The organism is Actinomadura geliboluensis (assembly GCF_005889745.1).
GTDB classification, from domain to species: Bacteria; Actinomycetota; Actinomycetes; order Streptosporangiales; family Streptosporangiaceae; genus Spirillospora; species Spirillospora geliboluensis.
The window spans coordinates 1-24,018 of sequence record NZ_VCKZ01000051.1 but is presented as its reverse complement, the minus strand read 5'-3'; the positions used below and the strand labels follow the sequence as shown (position 1 = coordinate 24,018).

Genomic DNA, 24,018 nt, shown 5'->3' with positions numbered 1-24,018 from the left:
CCGCGCCACCATGTCGGTCGTATGCGGCAACGCGATCGTGCTGGGACTGGGGTGCGGCAGCGGCCCGGACCAGGGTCGAGGCGAACGTCCAGCCCGCCGGGCCCAACGAGGCCACCGACAGCGGCCGCGACCGGGTCACCACGCGGATCCGGGTGTGGCTGCACGCCGGCACCGACATGGTCGCGACCGACCGGATCGAGTGGGACGACCACCCCTGGGAGGTCGACGGCGACCCGGAGCGGCGGCCGGACCCGACCGGCGGCGGCCCTCACCACGTCGGAATGACCGCGGCCCGCGTCACCGGAGGCTGAGATGCAGCACGGATGCAGGGGGGCGCTCCGGCAGATCGGTGGAGCGTCTCCTGCTTGTGTCTTTGTGGTGGTCAGGTTCGGGTGTGGGTTCGGTTGTCGGCTCCGACGGTGTCGGTGAGTTTGAGTCTGGTCTCGGCGGCGGGTGGGGCCGGCCAGATCTGGATCTTGTGGTGTTCGACCATTGCGTCGCCTTCGTCGGCGTCGATGTATTCGGCGTCCTGGCCGGCGTCGCGGCCGCGGGCGTGGATCCGGAACCGGTAGGGGCCGGGGGCCGGCAGGCGGAGTTCGGTGACCGGGATGCCGACCGGGACCGACAGCCCGACAGTGGTGCCGGTGATGTCGGCGCTGACCTCGACGGCGTCGTCCCAGTCGTCGAGGTCGGGCGGTGGCGGCTGGTCGGTGACCTCGATCTCGACAGCGATGTCGCCGGAGTCGACGCCGGTCATGACGACCAGGCGTCCGGGCGAGACCCAGACCAGGCCGTTGCCGCCGGTGAACGGTATGGCGTCGGGGTCCCATTCGGCCCATTCGAGCCAGTACTGGTGGTAGCCGGCGCTGACCCGCAGGTTCGAGGTCGTCATCGGGTCAGACTGACACGTAGAACGCGTCGCCGTTCAGGACGCGCTGGGCGTTGTGCGATGAGGTGATGTATCCGGCCTGCTTGTTCTGCTCACTGCTGGGGACCCAGGCGGTGCCGCGGTCTTTCTTGCCGAGTTTGGTGCCGCCCTCGCGGCTGCTGGCGAAGGGGTACTCGTCGCAGCTGACGCCGGGGCGGGGCGGCGGGCCGACGACCTTGCGGCCGCAGACCGCGCGGCGGTTGTCGTTCTGCTGCTTTTTGTCGGTGAGGCGGTGCAGCGGGTGGCCGGATCCGGGACGGCCGTAGTGGCCGGGGCCGCGGGTCTGGATGCGGCGGATGTTGGCGGCGATGTGCGGGAGCTTCCTCATCGCGGTCATGGTGGGCGCGTAGCGTGGGATGACGCACCCGGGCCGCTGGGTCTTGATGGTGTCGTCGCAGCGGTACCCGATCGACGTCCAGGAGACGGCACCTGGGGTGTAGCCGGGCTTGGTGAAGGTGAGCGTGTACCGGCTGGCGGTGGAGTGGACCTTGCCCGGGCGGACGCCGTCGGCGTAGGTGATCTTGCCCTTGATCGTGGCGCCCGTGTGCAGGACGCGGCCCGCAGGCACACCGCTCCTGGCCTTGCAGCCGCCGCCGCAGGAGACGGCCAGGGTCTCGCGGACACCTCCGGCTTGGCCGTGGACGCCGGTGGTCTTGAGCGCGAAGTTCTCCCGGAATGAGCGGGACTTGGTGTTGAACACGATGGCCTGGGTGATATGGCCGGTCAGGTAGCCGACGGGCCGGCGGTTGCGCAGCACGTTCACCCGGAAGGTGACGCTCTGGCAGACCTGGGTGCGGTTGTAGCGGTTGCAGACCGCCGCCGCGCTCACCCCGCCGTCGGCGGCCGCCAGCGGGCGGGCAGGGGACAGGGCGACCTGGAGTTGCTCGCCGGGGCCCAGTGCGGCATTGGCCATGGCACCGGGGACGGGGACCGCCACGATCGCAGCCGCGCCGGCCGCAAGAATTGTCCCGATTCGTTGACGTTTCAAAGTAACCTCCGTGACTTGGAGAACAAGGCAAGGCGGAATTTAATCGGTGCCCACCGGTTCTGGCCATCGTGGAAATCTCGTACCCCGCTCCATGCTTTTTCCGGGTTCGCATTGATGATATCCCTACCGACCCTCGAAAAGGCGGAGGCGCTTTGTCGGATAACGGGCCAATAAGATGCAATATTGGTTATGTCGTGAGCCATTTCCTGCCGCATGGCGACGATTGTGCATTCATTCTGGTCTGCGATGGTGTTGGCGTGGCCACGGGGGAGTGGCCGTGGGCTCTGCGAGGACTGGGCAGGGATCGTGGTTAGCGGTGCCAGCTCGCCCGGAGGCGTGGACGCGGGGAAGGCGCTGGGCCGAAGGTCTGCTGTGCTGCCGAGTTTGCGGCGCGTCCTACCGCTGTTCGGAGTGCCGTCGATGGGGCTGGTGATGGCGAGGCCGACACTCAGCGGCGTGCAGGTGATCGCCCACCGGGGGGAGCGCCTCGGCGACGCGGCCCGAGCGGTGCGGTCGAATCGTGTATTGAGCCCTGAACGCGTGGACGGTGACCAGGCCGAAGAGCCCTGCGGCCGACACCGAAAGGACTGCGGAGGTCATGCCGAGGGGCGGTGCAGCTGGCCGAGGGCCTGTCGTTGCCTCCGGCCATGCGCCCGTGACCGAAAGCCGGAGCCGAATACCGCCCTCCCGGGGCAACTGTGCGCCCGAATCGGCTACGGTCAGGGACGTTCAGCAGAACTCTAAGGCGGAGAACACACATGGCCCAGAAGGTTCAGATCATCATGACCGATGACCTCGACGGTGGCGAGGCTGACGAGACCGTGTCGTTCGCCCTCGACGGCAAGGCGTATGAGATCGACCTCAGTGAGGACAACGCCCGAAGGCTTCGCGGCATGCTGCACCGCTACATGGACAGCGGTCGTCGACTGAAAGCCGCCAGAGGAGGCAGCCTTGCGGCCCGCGGCACCGTTGACCGGGAGCGCAGCGCCGAGATCCGTCAGTGGGCCAAGGTCCACGGCATCAAGATCAACGAGCGCGGGCGGATCCCCGCCGCCGTGATCGAGCAGTACCAGGCAGCGCATTGAGATGGCCCTCCGTCCGTGAACGCAAAGGGACGGGCCTTTTCCCTGCCCTGCACCAGCGGGGAAGAAGCAATCCCTCTCTCCTTGGGGGATGGAATTCGTCACGCCGGGTGTCGATTTTCGTAGTCGTGTTCACTGCCGTCCTGCGGTGATAGGGCTGTTTTCGGGGGGATTCAGAAAGTCCTGATTCCTGTACTCCTGTGCACTACGGTCGATCTTGTCTGTAGTGGTGTTCACTGCGGTGAGGTCGGCGTGGTCGACGGCGTGGCGGAGTTGGGTGTGCTGACGGCTTCGGCGGAAGCGGCTGGTCTCGGGCATGGCCGTGCTGCAGCAACAGACCGACGACCCGGCGATTAACGGCGGCGGGAGCCTTTGCGGCGTCAGATGCGGCCGGTCTCGTGGGCCCACATGGCGACCTCGACGCGGTTTCGGGCGCCGAGCTTTCGCATGATGCTGGCGAGGTGGGCTTTGACGGTGCTTGGGGTGATGTAGAGCTCGTTGGCGATCTCATTGTTGGTGCGGCCTTGGGCTACAGGCACGAGGACTGCCTCTTCGCGGGCGGTGAGCGGTTCTATCGGCTGCCTCGGTGGCGAGGTCTCTGCGTGGGCGAACGCTGTGAGAAGTCGGACAGTTACGCTGGGTGCGATCAGTGCGTTTCCGTCGGCGGCGGCGTGGATGGCCTGGGTCAACAGGACGGGTCCGGCGTCCTTGAGCAGGAACCCACGGGCGCCGGCTTTGAGCGCCCCGTGGACATACTCGTCGAGGTCGAAGGTGGTGATGACCACGATCGGCAGTGGGTCAGTTACGTCGGGACCGGCGAGGTGTCGGGTGGCTTCAATGCCGTCTATCAGCGGCATCCGGATGTCGAACAGGCCGACGTCGGGGCGCAGTTGGAGTGCCAGGCGGATTGCCTCGCGCCCGTCGGCGGCCGCGCCGACCACTTCGATGTCGGGTTGGACGTCGAGCAGCATGGTCAGCCCGGTGCGCACGATGGGCTGGTCGTCGGCGATCAGGACCCTGATGCTCATCGTGGTGTCCCGGTTCGGGGCAGGACCGCCTCTACCCGCCAGCCCCGCTCGGCGGCGGGGCCCGCGTGGAAGGTGCCGCCGAGCAGTGAGGCGCGTTCCCGCATGCCCACCAGGCCGTAGCCTGCCGGGGCGCGGCCGCCAGCGGCGGAGCCGTCGTCGTCGATGGTCAGCCGTACCTGGTCGGCATCGCCTATGACGGCGACGGTGACCTGGGTCGCGTGGCGGGCGTGCCGTCGAGCGTTGGTGATGGACTCCTGTGCCAGGCGGTAGATCGCGGCCCCGACCGCCGGACTGAGGTCGTCGAGCTCGCCGAACAGTGTCACCTCGACGCAGGGACGCGTCCGGCCATCGGTGGCGAGCTGCTCGACCTCGGCCACGCCGGGCTGCGGCGCGAACTCGGTGTCCTGCGCAGAGCGGAGCACGCCGACTATGGCGCGCAGCTCTGTGAGGGTGCGGGTCGCCGCGTCCTCGATGATGGCCAGGGCCTCGATGGCACGCTCGGGGTGGGAGGCTGCGATGGCACGTCCTGCTTGGGCCTGGATGGCGATGCCCGAGACGTGGTGGGCGACGGTGTCGTGGAGTTCACGAGCGAGCAGTTCGCGTTCGCGGGCCTGGGCTTGGTCGATGTCGCGGATGCGGATCTTCGTGCGATAGCGGATCGCGGAGCCGAGCGCGGCGGCGAACAGGAAGAAAGCGTATCCGGCGACCGTCTCCGCCACGCTGCCCGGTTCGGCGACGTAGGTGATGGCCAGCCAGAGCAGGATGACGCCGAGGCCGATAGCGGCTTCCCGACCGGAACCCCACCGGAACAGAGCGTAGGCAATGACCAGGGTGGCCGAGACACTCGAGGGCAGAGTGCCTGGCGATCCGGTGAGGACTCGGACAATGTCGACCACCGTCACCGTGCCGAAAGCCACCGCGACCGCGACGAGCGGGTGCGTACGTCGCCACGGAAGGGGGGCGACGACCGCGAGCGCAGCGATGAGCAGCAGCGGGAGCGGCGCCATGTCCTCACGGAGCACCGCTTCAAGCACGGACCAGCAGATCAGTACCGCGACCAGGGCCCAATCCCACAGCCTCCGGTCCGGGGGATTCGTGGGTCGAGGTTCGGCCCACAGCGAGCGGAGTGCGTTGGTGGCCATCTCGATCAGCCTAGGCAGCCCGCGTGTTCGGTGCATCCGCCGAAAGTACAAGAGGTCGGCTGTGCCAACGACCAGGTCGGATCAGGCTCCGGGGCTGATGCGCCCGCCGCCGGCATCCGTGAAGGTGGAAGCACCCACCTGATCGAGTCAAGGAGCATTGTGATGAGAACGCCTCAATCCCACACCGCACCAGAGAATCCGCCGTCTCAGAGCACGCTGGAAGATCTGCGCCTGCCCGTGCAAGCCAAACTCGCTGCAGCATGGACCAGCTTCATGTTCCTCTACATCTACGTCGACTACCTCGCCCTGTACAAGCCCGGCTTCGTGGACGACCTTCTGGCCGGCATCGTCCACGAGTTCGACCTAGGCCCGACCTTCGTCGCCATTGCACTCACGCTCATGGCCATACCGATCCTCATGATCCTGCTCTCCGCGACACTGCCCGCCCGTGTCAACCGCACCATCAATCTCGCCGTGGCAACGCTCTACATCCCCGTCTCGGTGTTCAACGCGGCAGGGGAGCCGTGGTCCTACTCCTATTTCTACGGCCTTTCCATCGGACTCGAGGTGCTTCTCCTGGCCTTCATCCTGCGCTCCGCCTGGAACTGGCCACGCCGCACCGCATCACCGGCGACCCTCGCAGCCAGCCTCGACAACGAGCCACTCCGCCCGCTGCAGCAGACGTGACCGCCCGCCCGGTGCCTGACGGCACCGAACTCAGCATCGGCCCTGAGAGCGACGTCCCCTCCACACCCGAGGGCGAAGTGGTTCCTTCGCCCGACTCAGCCCCTCAGGGCCAGAGCGCGGCCGTCGCCGCGGCCGAGCGGAAGTACCGCAAGGTAGTCGCCTCATCCTGCTTCTCCAACGGTAAGCCCAAGTGGTGGGGCAGCGGCACAGGCTGGAAGTGCTCGGTCGCCGAGTCGAAGATGACCGGCGAGTTCACGTACAACTGCAGCCGGGTCTACGTCAACTGGTACGACTGCGCCCCACAGCTGCAACTCCCTCGCCGACATCACCCAGACGTGGTGTGGCTACTGGAACAACGGCGCCGGAGCCAGCGGACGTACCAAGTACATGAGCATCGGCTTCAACACCAAGGTCCGCTACATGAAGCAGATCGGCAGGTCCTACTGGCTTAGGATCGACGGGGGGCCCAGCGGGAAGGTATCCCTCCGGGGCGGTTCCTGACGAGCTCGCTTCCGCCGTTCCGCCGAGAAAGGAACCTCAAATGCCTTCAGCAGTACCGGCACTCGTCCAGATCCTCATCGTGATCGGGGTGGTCGTAGTCATCTTTTCGGCAGGAACGGTCTCCTTCAAGTACACCGCTAAGCGTCGTCAAAGTAAGTGACGCCGTGGAAGTTGCCTTCCCGGATCACCAATCATCTCAAGGTGAGCCGAGGTCGGGGTAAGGAAAAGAAGACAAAAACTGGGTGGAGGCGCGCCTCTATAGCGAGGCATGCCTTCACTCGGTCCTTGGGTTTTCCGCGTCAGAGGTCGCCTGTGCCCGCTCACCAACAGGCGACCCCAATGGATCTATGCCGTGTTGGGTGACGACCTGGGCCTTGAGCCCATGGCGGTAGGCGCCGGCCAGGGAATGGTCCACGATGTCCTGGCAGACCGCGTGGACACGCTTGGGATTGGCGAACATGCTGGTCAGGCGCCCGAACTTGTGGGGGACAGGGCCTCACTGTCGGGGTTGTCGAGGTCGCACCTCGACGACCGCCAGGTGCCCGGACGCGATCCAGCCGTTGAGCGTCCGACTGCTCACCTCGGCGATGCGCGCGGCATCGTCGAGGATGAGCAACTCGGTCAGCTCATCGGCGGGTCGGGTCGTACGTCTCCAATCTGGGCGAAGGGTCGACCCTGTATGTGGTGCCGTGAAGGGCGGGCGGGTCGGCGGCCACGTAGAGGAGCCTGGCGTATCCAGTCGCGCAGTCGACGATAGCTGCCAACTCGACAGCGGTAGCGGCCAGCAACTCTCCGCTATCGACCGTGAACCGCGCGTCCTCCAGGTCGATCGCCACGACCTGGCGTTCTAGCTTCAAGACGTGTCGGTCGATGCTCCTTACGGCGAACCTGCCGACGGCCCGCAGACACAGCCACTGGGCCGTAGCGGAGGCGGGGAACGTAACGTAGATGGGGATACCGAGGGCCATGAGAATGAAGCCGCTGCCGCCGCCGAGCACTCCGACCGCGAGCACGTAGACCGCGAGTACAGGCCTTGAGGCGACCTTGCGCCCCGAGCAGTGGACGTGCCTGACGTAGATCTCCGTCAGTTTGATGCCCTGGCCCATGTCGACAAAGAAGTCGGACAGCAGGCCCTTGAACCCCCGCTCGGCGATGCGGCGGGTCGCGCTCCGCAGCAGGGGCGGCGACGCCGTAGGTGGCTGCGGTCCGGGGCTTGAGCAGCTTGCCGGGACGGTCGTCGACGTGGGCCGCCCATTCATTCGCGCGCATCTCCGCACGCTCGGGGTTGTCGGCGTACATGCGATGCGCGGCTCGGCGAACGATCTTCTTCACGGCCCATGGCGCGACGTCGGCTCACTCGTTGAGCGCGAGGCCGGCCAGCACAGACGCGATGAGGGTGGTCCAGTTCACCGGGCTCCCAGCCATCCGAAGCGGCTGAATCCCGCCGCGGGACGTGGGTTGCGCGTGGTGCGCTCGAGCGCGATCGCATGCTCGCCATGGGCCTCGGCGTGGCGGGCGCCCGCCACCGGACACAGCGCTGTTGCGGAGCCTCCTGATCGGAGGGCCGCCCTGCTGAGAGCTGGGCGCAGCCGGAAAGGGGGGCGCAGTGATCAGCGGCAAGAGCCGGAAGGGGGAATGTCGGAATCGACTACACCTTGCCGAGGTCGCTGGTGCTGCGCCAGGCGTGCCCGGGCGGACGCGGGGTCGGCGGCGTCGACCCGGGCGGGGACGACGGCGAGGGTCGGTGCGGATGTGTACACGGTCATGCGTCAGCTCCGGGAGAAGCGGCGGGCGCCGGGGGCGAGGGCTGCGAGCACCGGGGCGGTGAAGCAGACGATCGCGCAGGCACCCAGGACGGGAGTGGCGCCAAAGGCGGTCATGGCGGGTGCGATGAGGGCGAGGCCGAGCGGCGCGAGCCCGTAGGACAGTAGGAAGTCCAGTGCGGAGACGCGGGCCAGTCTGTTCGGGGCGACCTCGCGCTGGATGGCGGTGAACCACGGAACGTTGAATAACTCGATGCCGGCTCCGGTGAGGACGTAGGCGGCGATCACGACGGCCGGATGCACGGGCCAGAGCAGGCTCAGCGGGGCGACGCCGTAGACGGCGAGCCCGGCGAGGGCGGCCCAGCCCGGGGCGCGGGGCCGCCAGCGGGCGATGACCAGCGCGCCGAGGAGCGCACCGACGATGTAGGCGGTTGCGGCCCCGGCCAGCACCGCCTCACTGCCGTACCTGTCGCGGCTGATCAGGGGCAGTGCAACCCCGGTCGCTGAGTAGCCGGTGGCGATGACGGCGGTGAGCGCACCCAGTCCGGCGAGGAACCACGGGTGGTGCCCGGCCTCGCGCAGGCCGTCGGCAAACTCCGGCACGAACCTGGTCCGTTCGGCGGCACGGGCGGGGGAGGGCGCGCTCGCCGTCGGTGCGAGGGCCGCGACAAGCCACAGCGCGCCAATGAGCAGAAGCAGCCCGCTCGCCCCGGCGACGGTGGCGAGCAGCGCTGCCCCGGCGGGCGCGACCAGCGTCGTGATGCGGACGGCGAAGGTGACGGCCGCGTTGGCCTCCTGACGCCGCCGCGCATGGACGACCTCGGCGACCATCGCCTGGAAGGCGGGACGGCAGGCTCCCTGTCCCGCGCCGGCGAGCGCGCCGGCGGCAGCCATGAGTGCCACCGACCGGCCGAGCCCCACCGCGATCAGAGGTGAGGCGACGGCGGCGGCCAGCCCCGCCCACAGGACCACGGAGCGGCGGGAGTAACGGTCGGCGAGGACTCCGCTGACCGGCACCGCCGCCAGGAACCCCACCGTGCGGGCCGCCAGCACGATCCCGAGTTCCGCGGCAGAGAGGGTACGTTCCAGCACGGCTAGGCCCAGGACGAACGGGAGCGCCCACGTTGCCAGACCCGACGCCGTGGTAGCCGTCCACAGCAGCAGGAACCTGCGCTCGCGCAGGACGGACCGGGCGGACGTCACCGTTCCGGCCGGTGAGGACGTCATGATCTCCACAACCCCCGGCTCTTGATCGCTGGACTGCGCACTGCGCAGATGACGGAAATGATTATCATAACCGTAGTGCGCTATTGCAGACTGGCGCAATAGTGGTTGTCGGGGGCCTGGTCAGGTCGGCTGGCGCGGTCGTCCGCGCCGACGCTCGGTTCGCGGTCGGTGTCGCGCTGGCAGCGACGGCGCTCACGGCGTGCGGTGCACCTGCGCAGCCGGAGGGAGGGACCGGACCGGTTCAGGTGGCGGTGGACGGCTGCGGGTAGCGGCTCCCATTCGACCGGCCGCCACTGCGGGCAGTAGCGCTCGACCGGTCCGCGACCGAGACGGGCCCGCGCTCGGGCCCGTGGTGGCGGTGGCGTCCTTCGCTTCCCTCTTCTCTCTATAGCCGGGCGGAACGTGGGAGGGAATCACGCCGGCTTGACCTGCCCGCCCACCGCTCGCTCCGCCATGGACTGCCCCTGGCGGCGTCGGCGCGCTCCCGGGACTTGCTCAGAGGCAGTCGAAAGTCGCCTATCTGTACTCGATGTTCAACGAACTTCCACGTCGCGGAACGGGGCGGCATTCCGAGCGAGATCGGCAGGTTCACCGGCGTGCGCAACGTCTTCGAAGGCGTGAACGAGCGGTGGCCCCAGGCCACCTGAGAGGACGCTGCGGACCGCAAGCCCGACATCATCGTCATCGGCGACATCACTGAGCGGGCGCCCTAGCCGGCAGGCAACACCGAGAAACTCGCCGCGATGCGCACACCCGACCGTCTCCAAGCTTCCTGAGATCCGGGACGACCGTGACCGTGAGCGAGGCCGCGATCGAGGTGGACCCAGCGGCCAGTCCGTCACCACGCTCCAGGTGCTGCTGGACGGGCTGCACTGGCCGGGCATGCGGGCTGGGCGCGTCCAACCCCCGGTGTGGGACCTGCGGCTGACGCACCGTCCTGTTCGCGGCCGCGGTCCGGGCGATCCTCGCGTCCTGCAGCGCGGCGTTGCAGGCGGTGAAGCGTAGGGCGCTCGCCGCCCCGTCCCTGCCGGGGCCTCGCCGGGGTGCGCCGACCTCGGCCGGAACGGCGCCGCGCCCTGGCGCGGACATGCCAGAAGGCGCTTCCTGCTGGTTTGCAGGCCGAACGCATCGGCATGGTAGCGTTCGGGAACGAAAATCGTTTTCAGCAGAGAAGTGCTCCTGTGCTCACTAAGACGCCCGCCGTCGGCGCGCCGTCGGCTCTGCATGACCACCTAGCCACGCGCACGGGAACTGCGATGGCCTGCGCCGTGCTCGCCCTTGTGCTGGGCGCCTCGATCGTCGTGGCCATCGGGCTCGGCACGGCGGTCATCGGCCCCGCCGACACTGCCCGCTACCTGTGGGCCGGTGTCACTGGCGGACGGATCTCCGCCGCCCAGGCCACCGAGTACCAGATCATCTGGCAGATCAGGACCCCCCGTGTGTTGCTGGCCGCGATCGTCGGCGCGGGTCTGGGCGCAGTCGGCGTGGCGATTCAGGCGCTGGTGCGCAACGCTCTCGCCGATCCCTTCGTGCTCGGTGTCTCCTCCGGCGCGTCCGTCGGCGCGGTCACCGTCACGGTGACGGGCGGGCTGACAGCCTTCGGGGTCTACGCCGTGTCCGCCGGAGCCTTCGCCGGTGCACTAGCGGCGTCGGTACTGGTCTACCTTGCCGCCGCGGCGCGCGTGGGCGGGCTGTCGCCGCTGCGCCTCGTGCTCACGGGCGTGGCGATGTCCCTGGGGTTCCAGGCGCTCATGAGCGTCATCATCTACTTCGCCCCGGACGGCGAGGCGACCAGCACGATCCTGTACTGGACGATAGGCGGGTTCGGCGCCGCGTCCTGGGGCGCGTTGCCGGCGGTCTCGGCGGTGGTGCTGGCCGGGCTGCCACTGCTGTACCGCCGGAGCCGAGTGCTGGACGCGCTGGCGCTCGGTGACGAGACGGCCGCCAGCCTCGGTGTCGACGCCGACCGGCAGCGGATGCGGCTGCTCGTCCTCGTCTCGCTGCTCACGGGGGCCATGGTCGCGGTGAGCGGGGCCATCGGTTTCGTCGGTCTGGTGCTGCCGCACGTTGTCCGCATGGTGGTCGGTGCCGTGCATGCCCGGGTGCTCGCCGTCGTCCCGCTCGCCGGAGCGGTCTTCATGGTGTGGGTCGACCTGGCGTCGCGGACGCTGGTGGCGCCGCGCGAACTGCCCCTCGGCGCTATCACCGCGCTGATCGGTGTCCCGGTGTTCATCGTCCTGATGCGCCGCAGGGCCTACGTCTTCGGTGGTCGTTGATGGACGCCGTGCTGGACGACCTGACGGTGACGGCTGCCGGCCGGGCTCTGGTCACGGGACTGTCGCTTGAGGTGCCGAGCGGCGAGATCGTCGGTCTGGTCGGCCCCAACGGCAGCGGGAAATCGACTGCGCTGCGCTGCGTCTACCGGGCCCTGCGCCCCACCTCGGGCGCCGTCCGGGTGGGTGGACGCGACCTGCGTGAGATGACGGCCCGCGACAGCGCCCGCTTGGTCGCCGCGATGACTCAGGACGGCGTCGTGGACCTCGACTTCACCGTCGCCGAGGTCGTCGCCATGGGCCGCATGCCCCATCAGCGCGCCAACCAGCCGCTCACGCGGCGCGAACGCGATCTGTGCGTCGCCGCAATGGAACGGCTCGACATAACCCACCTTGCCGGACGCGGCGTGCTCAACCTGTCCGGCGGCGAGCGGCAGCGCGTCCTGCTGGCGCGGGCGCTGGTCCAAGAGCCCGAGGTCCTGGTGCTGGACGAACCCACCAACCACCTCGACGTCCGGCATCAGGTCGAGCTGCTGGCACTGCTGCGCTCAACCAGGCTGACGGTGCTCGTCGTGCTGCACGACCTCAACCTGGCCGCGGCCGTCTGCGACCGGCTCGGCGTGCTGTCGCAGGGGCGGCTCGTCGCCACCGGCACCCCTTGGGACGTTCTCACACCTGACCTGGTCCGAGAGGTCTTCGGCGTGGAGGCCACCGTCGTGCCCCACCCGCTGACCGGCTCACCCCAGCTGCTCTACTCACTCCCCACGGAAGGACCCCAGGCATGAAACGAACCTTGGCGATGGCCGCCGGTGCCGCGCTGCTGCTGAGCGCGTGCGGCGCCGAGGTCGAGGGCGGCTCGGCCGCTGACCGCAAGGTGAAGCGTTGCGGAGAGACGGTCGAGTACACGGTGCCCAAGCGTGCCGTCGCCTACGAAGGAGGGAGCGCCGACAAGCTGTTCAGTCTTGGCCTCACCGACCACGTGCACGGATATGTCATGCCGCCGGCGAACCCGCCGGTGAGCGAGTCGCCGTGGGCAGCGGAGTACGCGAAGGTCAAAATGCTGAGCGACGACCTGCTCAACAAGGAACTCGTCGTGCAGGCCAAGTCCGACTTCGTGGTCGCCGGCTGGAACTCCGGTTTCAGCCAGCAGCGCGGCATCACACCGCAGATCCTCGACGGCCTCGGCATCCAGAGCTTCATGCACACCGAGAGCTGCTACAACTATCCTGGCCACCCTGAACGCGTTCCGCCCTTGGAAGGGCTGTACACCGACCTGGAGCGGCTCGGCCAGATCTTCGGTGTCGAGGAACGGGCGACCAAGCTCGTCGGGGACCTGCGCAAGCGGGCCGAGACCGTCCGCGCCGCCGCGCCCCAGGGCGACCCGGTCCCGGTCTTCCTCTACGACTCCGGCACCGACAAGCCGTTCACCGCAGGGAACCAGGTGCCGCCCAACGACATCATCAAGATGGCCGGCGGCCGCAACATCTTCGACGGGCTCGATCAGCGCTGGACCCAGGTGAGCTGGGAGGCCGTGGCGCAGGGCCAGCCGGAGGTCGTGATCGTCCTGGACTACGGCGACCTGCCCGCCGCGAAGAAGATCGACTTCCTGCGGAAGTCACCGCACACTCGGGACCTGCCCGGCGTCAAGAAGAACAATATTTTCATCCTCGACTACAACGAGGGCATCAGCGGACCGCGCAACATCGACGGTCTGGAGAAGTTCGGGAAGTACCTGCGTGAACTCGCGGGCTGATCGGAGAGGTGACGGGATGGCATCGACGGGCGAGGTGTTCCACGCCAGCGCACCGCACTACCGCGCGGCCGCCGAACTGCTGTGGGACCGGCTGGGGGAGGAGTACGTCCGCTGGCTGGCCCCCTCCGACGGAGAACGCGTTCTGGACGCGTGCTGCGGTGCAGGTTCCTCGGCGATCCCCGCGGCCCACGCGGTCGGCCCGCAGGGCCGCGTCGACGCGGTCGACCTGGCCAGCGGGCTGGTGGAACTGGCGCGTGACCGGGCCGCCGAACAAGGGCTCGCGTTCGCTCGCTTCCACGTCGGCGACGTGGACACCTGGTCCCCGTCCCAGCCGTACGATCTCGTCCAATGCGGCTATGGGGTCTTCTTCTTCCCTGATATGAACCGGTCGGCGCGCCGCCTAGCCGACCTGCTGCGCCCGGGAGGCCGCTTCTCCGCGACGGTCTGGGCCAAGGGCGCGCTGGAACGCTTCGGCGGCCTGCTGCACGCGATCGTGACGGACGGGCGGCCATCGACAACCGGCCAGGAGCCTCTCGCGCGGCGGGCCGCCGCCCGGATCAACGACGCCGAAAAGCTCGCTGCGTGGGCTTCGGAGTTGGGTTTGCGTGAGGTCGCTGTACACCGTTTCGCGGTCGAGGTCGACCTGACCGCCGACGACGCTTGGGGGTTCGTCCTGGGCAGCGGCTTCCGTGCCATGCTGGACGACCTCACCAAGGACGCCGTCGAGCGCGTGCGCGACCGTTTCCGGGCCGCCGTAGAAAACGAGGGACCGGACGTGCTCGACACCACGTCGCTGGCCGTGGTCGGACACACCTGAACGAGAAACGAGTGAGTCCGAGCCCGAACGCGAACTGCTGGAGCAGACTGGGCACTGCGGAGCGCTCGTCCTCCCTCGCCGAGTCGGACCGGCTCGCGGACGGGCGTCTGGTCGTGACTTACGCGGCCACCACGCAGGCCAGCGTCTGCCCCCGTTTCCACAGCGCTGCATGAGCGCCGTTACCCCATCCACAGGATGTCGATGATGCGCAGCGTCTCAGCATCGTCGTCGACCAGCAGCGTGAGCATGCCCTCACCGTTCGCACCGAAGAAGGCGTGTCTGATGGCGGTCTGGCCCGGCCGTTCCGGCACTGCGTCCCACGGCGTCTCCAAGAGGTCGAGGAGGCGCTCAAGTAGTAGGCCGTGACGGACTTCGTTGGGGAGCCCGTTCAGTTCGTACAGCGCACGTCCGTGGAAGCCGTCCCAGCGGTACGTCACACCCGGCCTTCCCAGCCCGGAGGGGTGTAGCGAACGAAGCTGTCCTCCCTGCCCTGCAGGGCGTCCTGCACCGCCTCTTCGTAGCCGGGACGGCCGTAGGCGATGGCCCGCAAGCGCCACTGACGCAGCAGGGTTTGGACCTGCTTGAACCGCGCCAGGTCGTGCGCCGCGTCGAGCGCCTCGTCATACTCGGCCCGGAACTGGTCACGATGCGCCGGCGGGAGCGCATCGAAGATCGCGGCCGGATCCTCACCAGGATCGCGCGGCGCGGTCGGTTCCTCGGACTGAGCGGTCATGACGTCCAATCTACCGGTGGCCCCCGTCAGACGTGGAGGCTCCCGACAGGGCACGGCCTCACAAGCAAGAACCGGAGCACATACGGAATGATCTTGCTTACCTGGCGACGTTGCTGGAGAGTACGCGCAGGTGCACCAAGCTGTGGAGCCACCGGAGCTCCTCGGACATCTAAGACGTGTCCTGATGGTGATGAACCGTTGAACCAGGCATAGCGAGCTTCGAGGACCGGCTGGTGCCGGACGAGTTATGGAGGTTGTTCCAGCTGGTGGTTCCGCCCGCGCCGACGCGGCCACCGGGTGGTGGTCGGCGGCGTGCGGATGGATCGCAGCGTCTTAGCGGCGATTGTGTTCGTGGCCGCCGCCTGCTGCACCTGGATGGGGGCGAGCGGTTCATCTTTTCACGAGGGGTTCTCGCTCGAGGGGCCGCGTCAAGCCGGTCTTGGCGGTCAGCACATTGTGCATAGCACGAGGTCCTCAGCATTCGATGACGTTGACGGCTAGGCCGCCTCGGCTTGTTTCCTTGTATTTGTCGAGCATGTCGCGGCCGGTGTCGCGCATGGTCTTGATGGCCTTGTCGAGGGTGACGAAGTGGCGGCCGTCGCCGCGGAGGGAGATGCGGGCGGCGCTGATGGCCTTGATGGCGCCGACCGCGTTGCGTTCGATGCAGGGGACCTGGACGAGGCCGCCGACCGGGTCGCAGGTGAGGCCGAGGTTGTGCTCGATGCCGATCTCGGCGGCGTTCTCCACCTGCTCGGGGGTGCCGCCGAGGACCTCGGTGAGGCCGGCGGCGGCCATGGAGCAGGCGGAGCCGACCTCGCCCTGGCAGCCGACCTCGGCGCCGGAGATGGACGCGTTCTGCTTGAACAGGACGCCGATCGCGCCGGCGGTCAGCAGGAAGCGGACGACGCCCTCGTCGTCGCTCGGGAGGAAGCGGTCGCAGTAGTGCAGGACGGCCGGGATGATGCCGGCGGCGCCGTTGGTCGGGGCGGTGACGATGCGGCCGCCGGCGGCGTTCTCCTCGTTGACGGCGAGGGCGAACAGGGTGACCCAGTCCATCGCGTGGAGGGGGTCGGCGGGCTTCTCGGTGGAGAGCTGGCGGTGCAGCTGGGGCGCGCGGCGGCGGACCTTCAGGCCGCCGGGGAGCAGGCCCTCGCGGGTGCAGCCGCGGGTGACGCAGTCCCGCATGACCTGCCACAGGTCGAGGAGGTCCGCGCGGATCTCGGCGGGGGTGCGGCCGAACGCCGTCTCGTTCTCCAGCATGAGCGCGGAGATCGACAGGCCCGTCTCGCGGCAGCGGTCGAGGAGTTCGGCGGCCGTGTCGAACGGGTGGGGGAGGACGGTGTCGTCCGGTTTGATGCGGTCGGCGCCGGTGGCGTTCTCGTCCAGGATGAAGCCGCCGCCGACGGAGTAGTAGACCTTCGTGCGCAGTTCGGCGCCGGTCTCGCCGAGGGCCGTGAAGCGCATGCCGTTCGGGTGGCCGGGGAGCGACTTCTTGCGCTCGAAGTGGAGGTGCTCGTTGACGACGAACGGGATGTCGTGGTCGCCGAAGAGGCGGAGGGCGCCGCGTTCGCGGATGGACGCCAGGCGCTCGTCCACGGTGTCGACGTCGACCAGTTCGGGCTTGTCGCCCTCCAGGCCGAGGATGACGGCCTTGTCGCTGCCGTGGCCCTTGCCGGTGAGACCGAGCGAGCCGTACAGGACGACCTGGACGGACGCGGTCTTCTCCAGGAGCCCGTCGCGTTCCAGGCCGCGGGCGAAGCGGTGCGCGGCGGCCATGGGGCCGCCGGTGTGGGACGAGGACGGGCCGATACCGATCTTGAACAGGTCGAACACGCTGATGGCCATTGCTACCTCGTTGTAGCTGCGCCCCCTCCCGGGGGAGGGGGCGCGGGGACGTCACAGGTTCGGATACAGGGGGTGCTTCTCGGCGAGGGCCTTCACGCGGGCCGCGAGGGCGTCCTTGTCGAAGGACGGCTGCAGGGCCAGCGCGATGACGTCGGCGACCTCGGCGAAGTCCGCGGCGGTGAAGCCGCGGGTGGCGAGGGCCGGGGTGCCGATGCGCAGCCCGGAGGTGACCATCGGCGGGCGCGGGTCGTTCGGCACCGCGTTCCGGTTCACCGTGATGCCGATCTCGTGCAGCCGGTCCTCGGCGTCGCGGCCGGTGAGCTCGGAGTCGACCAGGTCGACCAGGACGAGGTGGACGTCCGTGCCGCCGGTCAGCACCTTCACGCCGGCCTTGGCGGAGTCCTCGGCGAGGAGGCGGTCGGCGAGCAGCTTCGCGCCCTCGACGGTGGCCGCCTGCCGGGCCTTGAACTCCTGCGACGCGGCGATCTTCAGCGCGACGGCCTTGGCGGCGATCACGTGCTCCAGCGGGCCGCCCTGCATGCCCGGGAACACCGCCGAGTTGATCTTCTTGCCGTACTCCTCGCGGGCGAGGATCAGCCCGCCGCGCGGGCCGCCGAGCGTCTTGTGCGTCGTCGTGGTGACGATGTCGGCGTGCGGGACGGGCGAGGGGTGCAGCCCCGCCGCGACGAGCCCCGCGAAGTGCGCCATGTCGACCATGAGCAGCGCGCCGACCGAGTCGGCGATCTTGCGGAACTCGGGGAAGTCGAGCTGCCGCGGGTACGCCGACCAGCCCGCGACGATCATCTTGGGCCGGTGCTCGGCGGCGAGGGCGGCGACCTCGTCCATGTCGACGAGGCCGTCCTCGGCGCGGACGTGGTACGGCACGACGTTCAGCGTCTTGCCGGAGTAGTTCAGCCGCATCCCGTGCGTGAGGTGGCCGCCGTGCGCGAGGTCCAGCCCGAGGATGGTGTCGCCGTGCTGGAGCAGCGCGAAGTACACGGCCGTGTTGGCCTGCGCCCCGCTGTGCGGCTGGACGTTCGCGTGCTCGGCGCCGAACAGGGCCTTGGCGCGGTCGATCGCGAGCTGCTCGGTGACGTCGACGAACTCGCAGCCGCCGTAGTAGCGGCGGCCGGGGTAGCCCTCGGCGTACTTGTTGGTCAGGACGGAGCCCTGCGCCTCCAGCACCGAGACCGGCGCGAAGTTCTCCGACGCGATCATCTCCAGCGTGGACTGCTGGCGCCGCAGTTCGGCGCCGACGGCCTCGGCGACCTCGGGGTCGGCGGCGGCCAGCGAATCGTAGAGGCTCATGACTCCTCGATCAGCTTCTCGTAGGAGGCGGAGTCGAGCAGGTCGCCGGGCTCGTCGCTGATCCGGACCTTGAAGATCCAGCCCTCGCCGTACGGGTCGTCGTTGATGACCTTCGGCTCGTCCACCACGGCGGAGTTGATCGCGGTGATCTCGCCGCTGACCGGAGAGTAGAGGTCGCTGACCGACTTGGTGGACTCGACCTCGCCGCACGGCTCGCCCGCCTCGACGGTGTCGCCCTCGGAGGGCTGCAGCTCGAGGTAGACGATCTCCCCGAGGGCGTCGGCGGCGTGCGCGGTGATGCCGACGGTGACGATCCCGTCCTCACCGCCGAGGCCGGACACCCACTCGTGCTCTTCGCTGTAGCGGAGCTGCTCCGGAACGCTCACGATCTCTCTTCTCTCTCAGGAACGCTTGTAGAAGGGCAGGGCCACCACGTCCACCGGCTCGGGCCGGCCGCGGACGTCCACGGCCAGTTCCGTCTCCTCGACGCCGCTGTCGAGGTAGGCCAGGGCGATCGGCTTGCCCAGTGTGGGGGAAGGGGCCCCGCTCGTCACGACGCCGCACGGCGTGCCGCCGGACGTGACGACCTGGTACCCCTTCCGTGGCGCGCGACGCCCGCGCGCGACCAGTCCCACGAGCCTACGGCCCGGCGGCGTCGCGGCCTGCGCCGCCAGGGTGGTCTTGCCCACGAAATCGACGGTCTTGTCCAGCTTCACGACCCGGCCGAGGCCCGCCTCGAACGGCGTCGTCTCGGCGGTCAGCTCGTTGCCGTACAGCGGCATGCCCGCTTCGAGGCGCAGCGAGTCGCGCGCGGCGAGGCCCGCCGGGACGACCCCGTCGACCGCGGCGAGCGCCCGCCACAGCGCGACGGCGTCGGCGGCGTCCACGAACAGCTCGAAGCCGTCCTCGCCGGTGTAGCCGGTGCGGGCGATCAGCGCGTCCACGCCCGCGACGCGTCCGGCGAGGATCGCGTAGTACTTGAGGTCGCCCACGGGCGCGTCGGTGAACTCTTCGAGAATTCCCTGTGAGCGCGGGCCCTGCAGGGCCACCAGCGCGTACGCGGCGGAGCGGTCGTCGACGGCCGCCTCGAAGCCGGCGGCGCGCTCGGCCAGCGCGTCCCGCACGACGTCGGAATTCGCCGCGTTAGCCACGACCATCCACGTCTCGTCGGCGAGCCGGTAGACGATCAGGTCGTCGAGGACGCCGCCGTCCGGCGCGCAGATCATCGTGTAGCGGGCCTTGCCGACCGGCATCGTCGACAGGTTCCCGACCAGCGCGTAGTCGAGCGCGGCGCCCGCGTCCGGCCCGGAGAGGAAGATCTCCCCCATGTGCGACAGGTCGAACAGGCCGGCCCCGGTGCGGACGGCCTGGTGCTCGGCGGTCTCGCTCTTGTAGCGCAGCGGCATCAGGTAGCCGGCGAAGTCGACGAGGTTCGCGCCGAGGTCGCGGTGGACGTCGTGCAGCGGAGTGGTCTTCGGATCGGCGGACATGGGTTCGGCTCCTTCGTCACGGGCGCGCGTGGTCCATCGTCCCACTCGCGCACCGGGCGTTTCGGTGCCTCCCCCTCTGTCATCGGCGCCTGAGAGCTTCACCCGCCGGCGGGCGGCGGGTTTTCACCTTCGGCGGGGGACCGGGTCCCCGCTTTCCAGAGGTCGCCTTGCCCGTGCGGTCCGTGGGCCTGAGAGGTTCCGGGGAGGATTTGCTCCTTCGGCGTCCCACACCGGCTGCGTGGGACTCTCCCGCACGGGGTCAACGGCTGTCCGCCAAATCTAGCAGCGGCCCCGCCCGGCGACCACCCGCCGGCCGCCCGCCCTCAGCCGGTGGGCGGCGGGGACGCCGACATCGACTTCACGCAGGTCCGCAGCGCCGCCTTGATCTTCTCCAGGTCCTTCTTCGCGGGGGTGGACGTCGGGTTCGGCGACGGCAGTTCGACCCCCTGCTCGTGCATGCAGTCGTTGAACGCCTGGGTCGCCTGCGACACCCCCGGCGGGACGGGCGCGGCCGTCGTGCTGGGCTTGCCGGTCGCCGTCCCGGACGGCGCCGAGGCCGGTGCCGAGGCCGCCGGGGTGGGCGGCGCCGACGCCCCCGCGTCCCCGCCGCCGTCGTCGGAGCCCCCGCACCCGCTGAGCGCCAGACCCAGCGCCAGCACCGCTACAAGACCGCGCTTCAAGGTGACAACCTCCAAGGACCGGGGTGAGACCGCTCATAATGCGCGCGTTCGCCGCCCCGCCGCTATCACGGCGCATGCCAATGCCGCTGCCGCGACTTAGCACCTCTCCTCAAATCCGCCCGGCCCGAGCGCTCCTCTCGCGGCACCGGTTCCTTGATTGACTTAAACCGGGACAGGATGGGTCGCGTACTCTGAGTTGGTCGTTGGAGATCACCCGCGGTGGGCGCGGGGGGACGAGCTGAGGGGCATGCCGGATGGTCTACCTGGCGGGGATGCTGATCCTGTTCTTCGGCCTGCTCGTGTCCATCGCGCTGCACGAACTCGGGCACTTCTCGTTCGCCAAGCTGTTCAAGGTGCGGACCACCCAGTTCATGGTCGGTTTCGGCCCGACGATGTGGTCCAAGCGCAAGGGCGAGACCGAGTACGGGGTGAAGTGGATCCCGCTCGGCGGCTACATCCGCATGATCGGGATGCTGCCGCCGCGCAAGGGCGACGCCCCCGGGCAGGTGCGGCAGATCAGCACCGGGCCGTGGCAGGGCCTCATCGAGTCGGCGCGCGGCGCGGCGCTGGAGGAGATCCGCCCCGGCGACGAGGACCGCGTGTTCTACGCCAAAAAGTGGTGGCAGAAGCTGCTCATCATGTTCGGCGGGCCCGCGATGAACCTGCTGCTGTCGGTGATGTTCTTCGCGATCCTGCTGATGGGCATCGGCACCATGCGGGCGCAGCCGGTGATCGGCGAGGTCCTCGAATGCATGGTGCCCGCGAGCCAGTCGCAGACGACGGAGTGCCCGAAGAACGCCGCCCCGACCCCCGCCGCGCAGGCGGGGCTCAAGCCCGGTGACAAGATCGTCGCGTTCGGCGGCAAGAAGATCGACGACTACGAGAAGCTGCGGGTGCTGATCCGCGACAACGGCGGCAAGACCGTACCGATGACCGTCGAGCGGGACGGGCGGGACGTCCAGCTGAGCGTGCCGGTCACCCGCAACCAGATGTACGACCTGAAGGACCAGGACAAGATCGTCAACGTCGGGTTCCTCGGCATCACCCCGACCAGCGCGATCGAGCGGCAGGGCCCCGGCGCGGTCGCGAGCACGATGGTCGACCTGACCAGCCGCACCACCGGCGCGCTGGTGCGGATGCCGCAGAAGATGGTCGGCGTCTGGAACGCCGCCTTCGGCGACGAGAAGCGCGACCCGAACGGCCCGGTCGGCGTCGTCGGCGTCAGCCGGATCGGCGGCGAGGTCGCCGCCTCCAGCGACTACACCAACGCGGAGAAGGTGTCCTTCTTCGTGATGCTGCTCGGCTCGCTGAACCTCGCGGTCGGGCTGTTCAACCTCGTCCCGCTGCTGCCGCTGGACGGCGGCCACATCGCCGGCGCGCTGCTTGAGGCGGTGAAGAAGGCGTTCGCGAAGGTCTTCCGCCGCCCCGACCCCGGCTACGTGGACGTCGCCAAGGCGCTGCCGGTGACGTACGTGATGGCCGTCGTGCTGATCGTCATGGGCGGCCTGCTGATCTACGCCGACCTGGTGAACCCCGTCACCGTCACGGGATAGCGGGCAGCTCGCCGGTCTTCAGGAACGCGTCCAGCGCGGCCAGGTAGGGCGCTATGTCGAGGCCCTGTGCGGCGAGCCACGCGTCCGACCCGTAGGTGCCGGCGTAGCGCTCGCCGCCGTCGCAGATCAGCGTCACGACGCTGCCGCGCTCGCCGCGCGCCCGCATCTGCGCGATCAGCTCCGCCGCGCCCCACATGTTCGTGCCGGTCGAGCCGCCGACGCTGCGGCCGCTGACCTCGGCCGTCCAGCGCATCGCCGCGACGGACGCCGCGTCCGGCACCTGGATCATCCGGTCGATGACGGTCGGCAGGAACGACGGCTCGACGCGCGGCCGGCCGATGCCCTCGATCCGCGAGCCCGCCGCCGTCCGCACCGGGTCGCCGTCGGCGTACGAGCCGTAGAACGCCGAGCCCTCCGGGTCGACGACCGCGAGCCGCGTCTGGAACATCCGGTACCGGGCGTACCGGCCGATCGTCGCGGACGTCCCGCCGGTGCCCGCGCCGACCACGACCCAGGACGGCTCCGGGAACCGCTCCAGCCGCATCTGCTCGAAGATCGACTCGGCGATGTTGTTGTTGCCGCGCCAGTCCGTCGCGCGCTCGGCGTAGGTGAACTGGTCCATGAAGTGGCCGTTGCACTCGGCCGCGAGCCGCCGCGACTCGTCGTAGATCGAGGACGGGTCGTCCACCAGGTGGCAGCGGCCGCCCTGGAACTCGATCAGCTGGATCTTCTCCGGGCTGGTCGAGGCGGGCATCACCGCGATGAACGGCAGGCCGAGCAGCCGCGCGAAGTACGCCTCCGACACCGCCGTGGACCCGCTGGACGCCTCGATGATCGTCGTGTCCTGCCGGATCCAGCCGTTGGCGAGCCCGTACAGGAACAGCGACCGGGCGAGCCGGTGTTTCAGCGAACCGGTCGGGTGGACGGACTCGTCCTTCAGGTAGAGGTCGATGCCCCACTCCGGCGGCAGCGGGAACACGTGCAGGTGCGTGTCGGCGCTGCGGTTGGCGTCGGCGTCGACGAGCCGGATCGCCTCGGCGATCCACGCCCGGTATCCGGGATCGCAGCGGTCCACGGTGCGGCTCACGGCGGCCTTCCCCTCGATCGTCGCTGATCGGCCGGGTCCCACGATATCCGTGCATGTCGCGGGTGCATGATGGAGGCAGCGGGGGGCAGATGATCGAGATGTTCGACGAGCGGATCACGGCGGCCGGGCGGCTGCCGCTGTTCGGCTTCTTCGTCGCGTTCCTCGTCACGTTCGTGCTGACGCGGGTCAACGTGCGGCTCATCCGCGCGGACGTGCGCTGGTGGTTCCGCAACGTGACCGCGGGCGACCTGCACATCCACCACGTCGTGTTCGGCGTGGTCCTGATGCTGGCGGGCGGGGTGGGGAGCCTCGCCGTCCCGGACGCCTACACCGGCCTCAACGTGGCGGCCGCCGTCGTGTTCGGCATGGGCTCCGCCCTCGTGCTGGACGAGTTCGCGCTGATCCTGCACCTCAGCGACGTGTACTGGACGGAGAAGGGCCGCGCGTCCGTCGACGCGGTGTTCGTCGCGATCGCGGTGACGGGCCTGCTGCTGCTCGGCATCCGCCCGCTGGGCTACGAGGGCATCGCGCCCGACCCCGGCACCGGCATCCTCACCCGCGTCTACGTCGCGTCCCTGGTCGTGAACCTGGTGTTCGCGGTGATCACCCTGCTCAAGGGCAAGATCTGGACGGGTCTCATCGGCCTGTTCATGCCCGCCCTGCTGATCGTCGGCGCGATCCGCGTGGCGCGGCCCGGCTCGCCGTGGGCGCGCTGGCGCTACGCCCCCGATTCGCGCCGCTACCAGCGGGCCGTCCGGCGGGAGCGGCAGTTCCGCCGCCCGCTGATCCGCGGCAAGATCTGGGTGCAGGAGTTCATCGCGGGACGGCACGACCTCCTCCCGCCGGAGCTGCTGCAGCGCGGCGCCGACGCCGCCGAGCGCGCCCGGCTGCGCCGCCTCGAACGGGCGGAGCGCCGCGCCGCCGCCCGCGCCCAGCGCAAGGCCAGGGCCCGCGCGGACCGCCGGGCCGAGCGCCGCGCCGCCCGCCGCGCGGCCCGCGGCGTCCGCCGCCAGTTCGCCGCCCGCGGCGGGGCCGCCGCCCGCCGCGAGACGACCCGCACCCTGCCGCGCGTCCGCGGCCGCGCCGCGTCGCGCATGCGCGCCCGCGCCGCGGCCCGCCGCGTCCGCCGCCCC

Annotated in this window: 23 protein-coding genes, 1 pseudogene and 2 riboswitches; of the genes and pseudogenes, 10 read left to right on the top strand and 14 right to left on the bottom strand. The window is 69.5% G+C overall.

Translation table 11 applies throughout. From position 1 onward, the window contains the following. Window positions 1–152 precede the first annotated feature (152 nt). The gene (locus ETD96_RS44550; protein ID WP_171068955.1) at window positions 153–311 is read left to right on the top strand and encodes a hypothetical protein; all 159 of its coding nucleotides are present in this window, start codon (window positions 153–155) and stop codon (window positions 309–311) included. A gap of 71 nt (window positions 312–382) precedes the next feature. Here the strand turns inward: ETD96_RS44550 and ETD96_RS10255 are convergent, their stop codons facing one another. Both ETD96_RS10255 and ETD96_RS10250 read right to left on the bottom strand, forming a co-directional pair. Continuing rightward, window positions 383–892 carry a hypothetical protein gene (locus ETD96_RS10255; RefSeq protein WP_138636081.1) on the bottom strand — a complete coding sequence of 170 codons (510 nt, stop codon included), beginning with the start codon at window positions 890–892 and terminating at the stop codon, window positions 383–385. 4 nt (window positions 893–896) lie between these two features. Next, window positions 897–1,841: a NucA/NucB deoxyribonuclease domain-containing protein gene (locus tag ETD96_RS10250; protein WP_138636080.1), complete on the bottom strand. Its 945-nt coding sequence runs from the start codon at window positions 1,839–1,841 to the stop codon at window positions 897–899. 833 nt (window positions 1,842–2,674) lie between these two features. On the opposite strand from ETD96_RS10250, the gene ETD96_RS10245 reads away from it, so the two are divergent. Beyond that, window positions 2,675–3,001 (top strand): histone-like nucleoid-structuring protein Lsr2, encoded by a 327-nt coding sequence (locus ETD96_RS10245; protein ID WP_138636079.1) that lies wholly within the window; start codon window positions 2,675–2,677, stop codon window positions 2,999–3,001. Window positions 3,002–3,378: 377 nt separating this feature from the next. On the opposite strand, the gene ETD96_RS10240 is transcribed toward ETD96_RS10245, so the two are convergent. After that, window positions 3,379–4,026 (bottom strand): response regulator, encoded by a 648-nt coding sequence (locus tag ETD96_RS10240; RefSeq protein WP_138636078.1) that lies wholly within the window; start codon window positions 4,024–4,026, stop codon window positions 3,379–3,381. Next, the gene (locus ETD96_RS10235; protein WP_138636077.1) at window positions 4,023–5,168 is read right to left on the bottom strand and encodes a sensor histidine kinase; all 1,146 of its coding nucleotides are present in this window, start codon (window positions 5,166–5,168) and stop codon (window positions 4,023–4,025) included. Before ETD96_RS10235 ends, ETD96_RS10240 begins: the two co-directional genes overlap by 4 nt. 162 nt (window positions 5,169–5,330) lie before the next feature. On the opposite strand from ETD96_RS10235, the gene ETD96_RS10230 reads away from it, so the two are divergent. After that, entirely contained in the window at window positions 5,331–5,855 is a 525-nt protein-coding gene (locus ETD96_RS10230) for a DUF6326 family protein (protein ID WP_138636076.1), read from the top strand. 1,127 nt (window positions 5,856–6,982) lie between these two features. Here ETD96_RS10230 and ETD96_RS10225 read toward each other — a convergent pair. Both ETD96_RS10225 and ETD96_RS10220 read right to left on the bottom strand, forming a co-directional pair. Then, window positions 6,983–7,462: a hypothetical protein gene (locus ETD96_RS10225; RefSeq protein ID WP_138636075.1), complete on the bottom strand. Its 480-nt coding sequence runs from the start codon at window positions 7,460–7,462 to the stop codon at window positions 6,983–6,985. A 663-nt stretch (window positions 7,463–8,125) separates the two neighbouring features. Continuing rightward, window positions 8,126–9,346 carry an MFS transporter gene (locus ETD96_RS10220; RefSeq protein WP_138636074.1) on the bottom strand — a complete coding sequence of 407 codons (1,221 nt, stop codon included), beginning with the start codon at window positions 9,344–9,346 and terminating at the stop codon, window positions 8,126–8,128. A gap of 1,133 nt (window positions 9,347–10,479) precedes the next feature. Between ETD96_RS10220 and ETD96_RS10215 the strand changes: the two genes are divergently transcribed. From ETD96_RS10215 to ETD96_RS10200, 4 genes are read left to right on the top strand one after another with little or no spacing between them, the layout of a single operon-like run. Further along, on the top strand, window positions 10,480–11,622 hold the full coding sequence (locus ETD96_RS10215) for a FecCD family ABC transporter permease (RefSeq protein ID WP_171068956.1): 1,143 nt from the start codon (window positions 10,480–10,482) through the stop codon (window positions 11,620–11,622). Further along, window positions 11,622–12,404, top strand: coding sequence for an ABC transporter ATP-binding protein (locus ETD96_RS10210; protein ID WP_138636072.1), 783 nt, complete (start codon window positions 11,622–11,624; stop codon window positions 12,402–12,404). Before ETD96_RS10215 ends, ETD96_RS10210 begins: the two co-directional genes overlap by 1 nt. Further along, entirely contained in the window at window positions 12,401–13,372 is a 972-nt protein-coding gene (locus ETD96_RS10205) for an ABC transporter substrate-binding protein (RefSeq protein ID WP_138636071.1), read from the top strand. Before ETD96_RS10210 ends, ETD96_RS10205 begins: the two co-directional genes overlap by 4 nt. Before the next feature lie 16 nt (window positions 13,373–13,388). Continuing rightward, a complete protein-coding gene (locus ETD96_RS10200) occupies window positions 13,389–14,189 on the top strand; it encodes a class I SAM-dependent methyltransferase (protein WP_138636070.1) in 801 nt (266 codons plus the stop codon). 179 nt (window positions 14,190–14,368) lie between these two features. Here ETD96_RS10200 and ETD96_RS10195 read toward each other — a convergent pair whose 3' ends face one another. Both ETD96_RS10195 and ETD96_RS10190 read right to left on the bottom strand, forming a co-directional pair. Continuing rightward, a complete protein-coding gene (locus tag ETD96_RS10195) occupies window positions 14,369–14,626 on the bottom strand; it encodes a hypothetical protein (protein ID WP_138636069.1) in 258 nt (85 codons plus the stop codon). Next, on the bottom strand, window positions 14,623–14,922 hold the full coding sequence (locus tag ETD96_RS10190) for a DUF6247 family protein (protein WP_138636068.1): 300 nt from the start codon (window positions 14,920–14,922) through the stop codon (window positions 14,623–14,625). The genes ETD96_RS10195 and ETD96_RS10190 overlap by 4 nt, the downstream gene beginning before the upstream one ends. A gap of 209 nt (window positions 14,923–15,131) precedes the next feature. Here ETD96_RS10190 and ETD96_RS45770 point away from each other — a divergent pair. Next, window positions 15,132–15,336 (top strand): annotated as a pseudogene (locus tag ETD96_RS45770) (IS5/IS1182 family transposase); the annotation flags it as partial. 60 nt (window positions 15,337–15,396) lie between these two features. On the opposite strand, the gene ETD96_RS10180 reads toward ETD96_RS45770, so the two are convergent. The 5 genes from ETD96_RS10180 to ETD96_RS10160 all read right to left on the bottom strand — a co-directional run bounded on the left by ETD96_RS10180 (window position 15,397) and on the right by ETD96_RS10160 (window position 20,245). Next, window positions 15,397–16,767 carry an L-serine ammonia-lyase gene (locus tag ETD96_RS10180; protein ID WP_138636067.1) on the bottom strand — a complete coding sequence of 457 codons (1,371 nt, stop codon included), beginning with the start codon at window positions 16,765–16,767 and terminating at the stop codon, window positions 15,397–15,399. Between the two features lie 51 nt (window positions 16,768–16,818). After that, on the bottom strand, window positions 16,819–18,075 hold the full coding sequence (locus tag ETD96_RS10175; RefSeq protein WP_138636066.1) for a serine hydroxymethyltransferase: 1,257 nt from the start codon (window positions 18,073–18,075) through the stop codon (window positions 16,819–16,821). Beyond that, the gene (gene gcvH / locus ETD96_RS10170; protein ID WP_138636065.1) at window positions 18,072–18,461 is read right to left on the bottom strand and encodes a glycine cleavage system protein GcvH; all 390 of its coding nucleotides are present in this window, start codon (window positions 18,459–18,461) and stop codon (window positions 18,072–18,074) included. Before gcvH ends, ETD96_RS10175 begins: the two co-directional genes overlap by 4 nt. 15 nt (window positions 18,462–18,476) lie before the next feature. Then, window positions 18,477–19,565, bottom strand: coding sequence for a glycine cleavage system aminomethyltransferase GcvT (gene gcvT / locus ETD96_RS10165; protein ID WP_138636064.1), 1,089 nt, complete (start codon window positions 19,563–19,565; stop codon window positions 18,477–18,479). Window positions 19,566–19,638: 73 nt separating this feature from the next. Continuing rightward, a riboswitch (glycine riboswitch) is annotated at window positions 19,639–19,727 on the bottom strand. 4 nt (window positions 19,728–19,731) lie between these two features. Continuing rightward, window positions 19,732–19,827, bottom strand: a riboswitch (glycine riboswitch). A gap of 61 nt (window positions 19,828–19,888) precedes the next feature. Next, window positions 19,889–20,245, bottom strand: a complete 357-nt coding sequence (locus ETD96_RS10160) for a hypothetical protein (RefSeq protein WP_138636063.1) — start codon at window positions 20,243–20,245, stop codon at window positions 19,889–19,891. A 254-nt stretch (window positions 20,246–20,499) separates the two neighbouring features. On the opposite strand from ETD96_RS10160, the gene ETD96_RS10155 reads away from it, so the two are divergent. Beyond that, entirely contained in the window at window positions 20,500–21,798 is a 1,299-nt protein-coding gene (locus ETD96_RS10155; protein WP_138636062.1) for a M50 family metallopeptidase, read from the top strand. Here the strand turns inward: ETD96_RS10155 and cds1 are convergent. Then, window positions 21,788–22,885: an L-cysteine desulfhydrase Cds1 gene (cds1, locus tag ETD96_RS10150; RefSeq protein WP_138636061.1), complete on the bottom strand. Its 1,098-nt coding sequence runs from the start codon at window positions 22,883–22,885 to the stop codon at window positions 21,788–21,790. The genes ETD96_RS10155 and cds1 overlap by 11 nt on opposite strands. 89 nt (window positions 22,886–22,974) lie before the next feature. On the opposite strand from cds1, the gene ETD96_RS10145 reads away from it, so the two are divergent. Next, the coding region (locus tag ETD96_RS10145; protein WP_240807458.1) for a hypothetical protein at window positions 22,975–24,018 on the top strand (1,044 nt) is incomplete at its 3' end.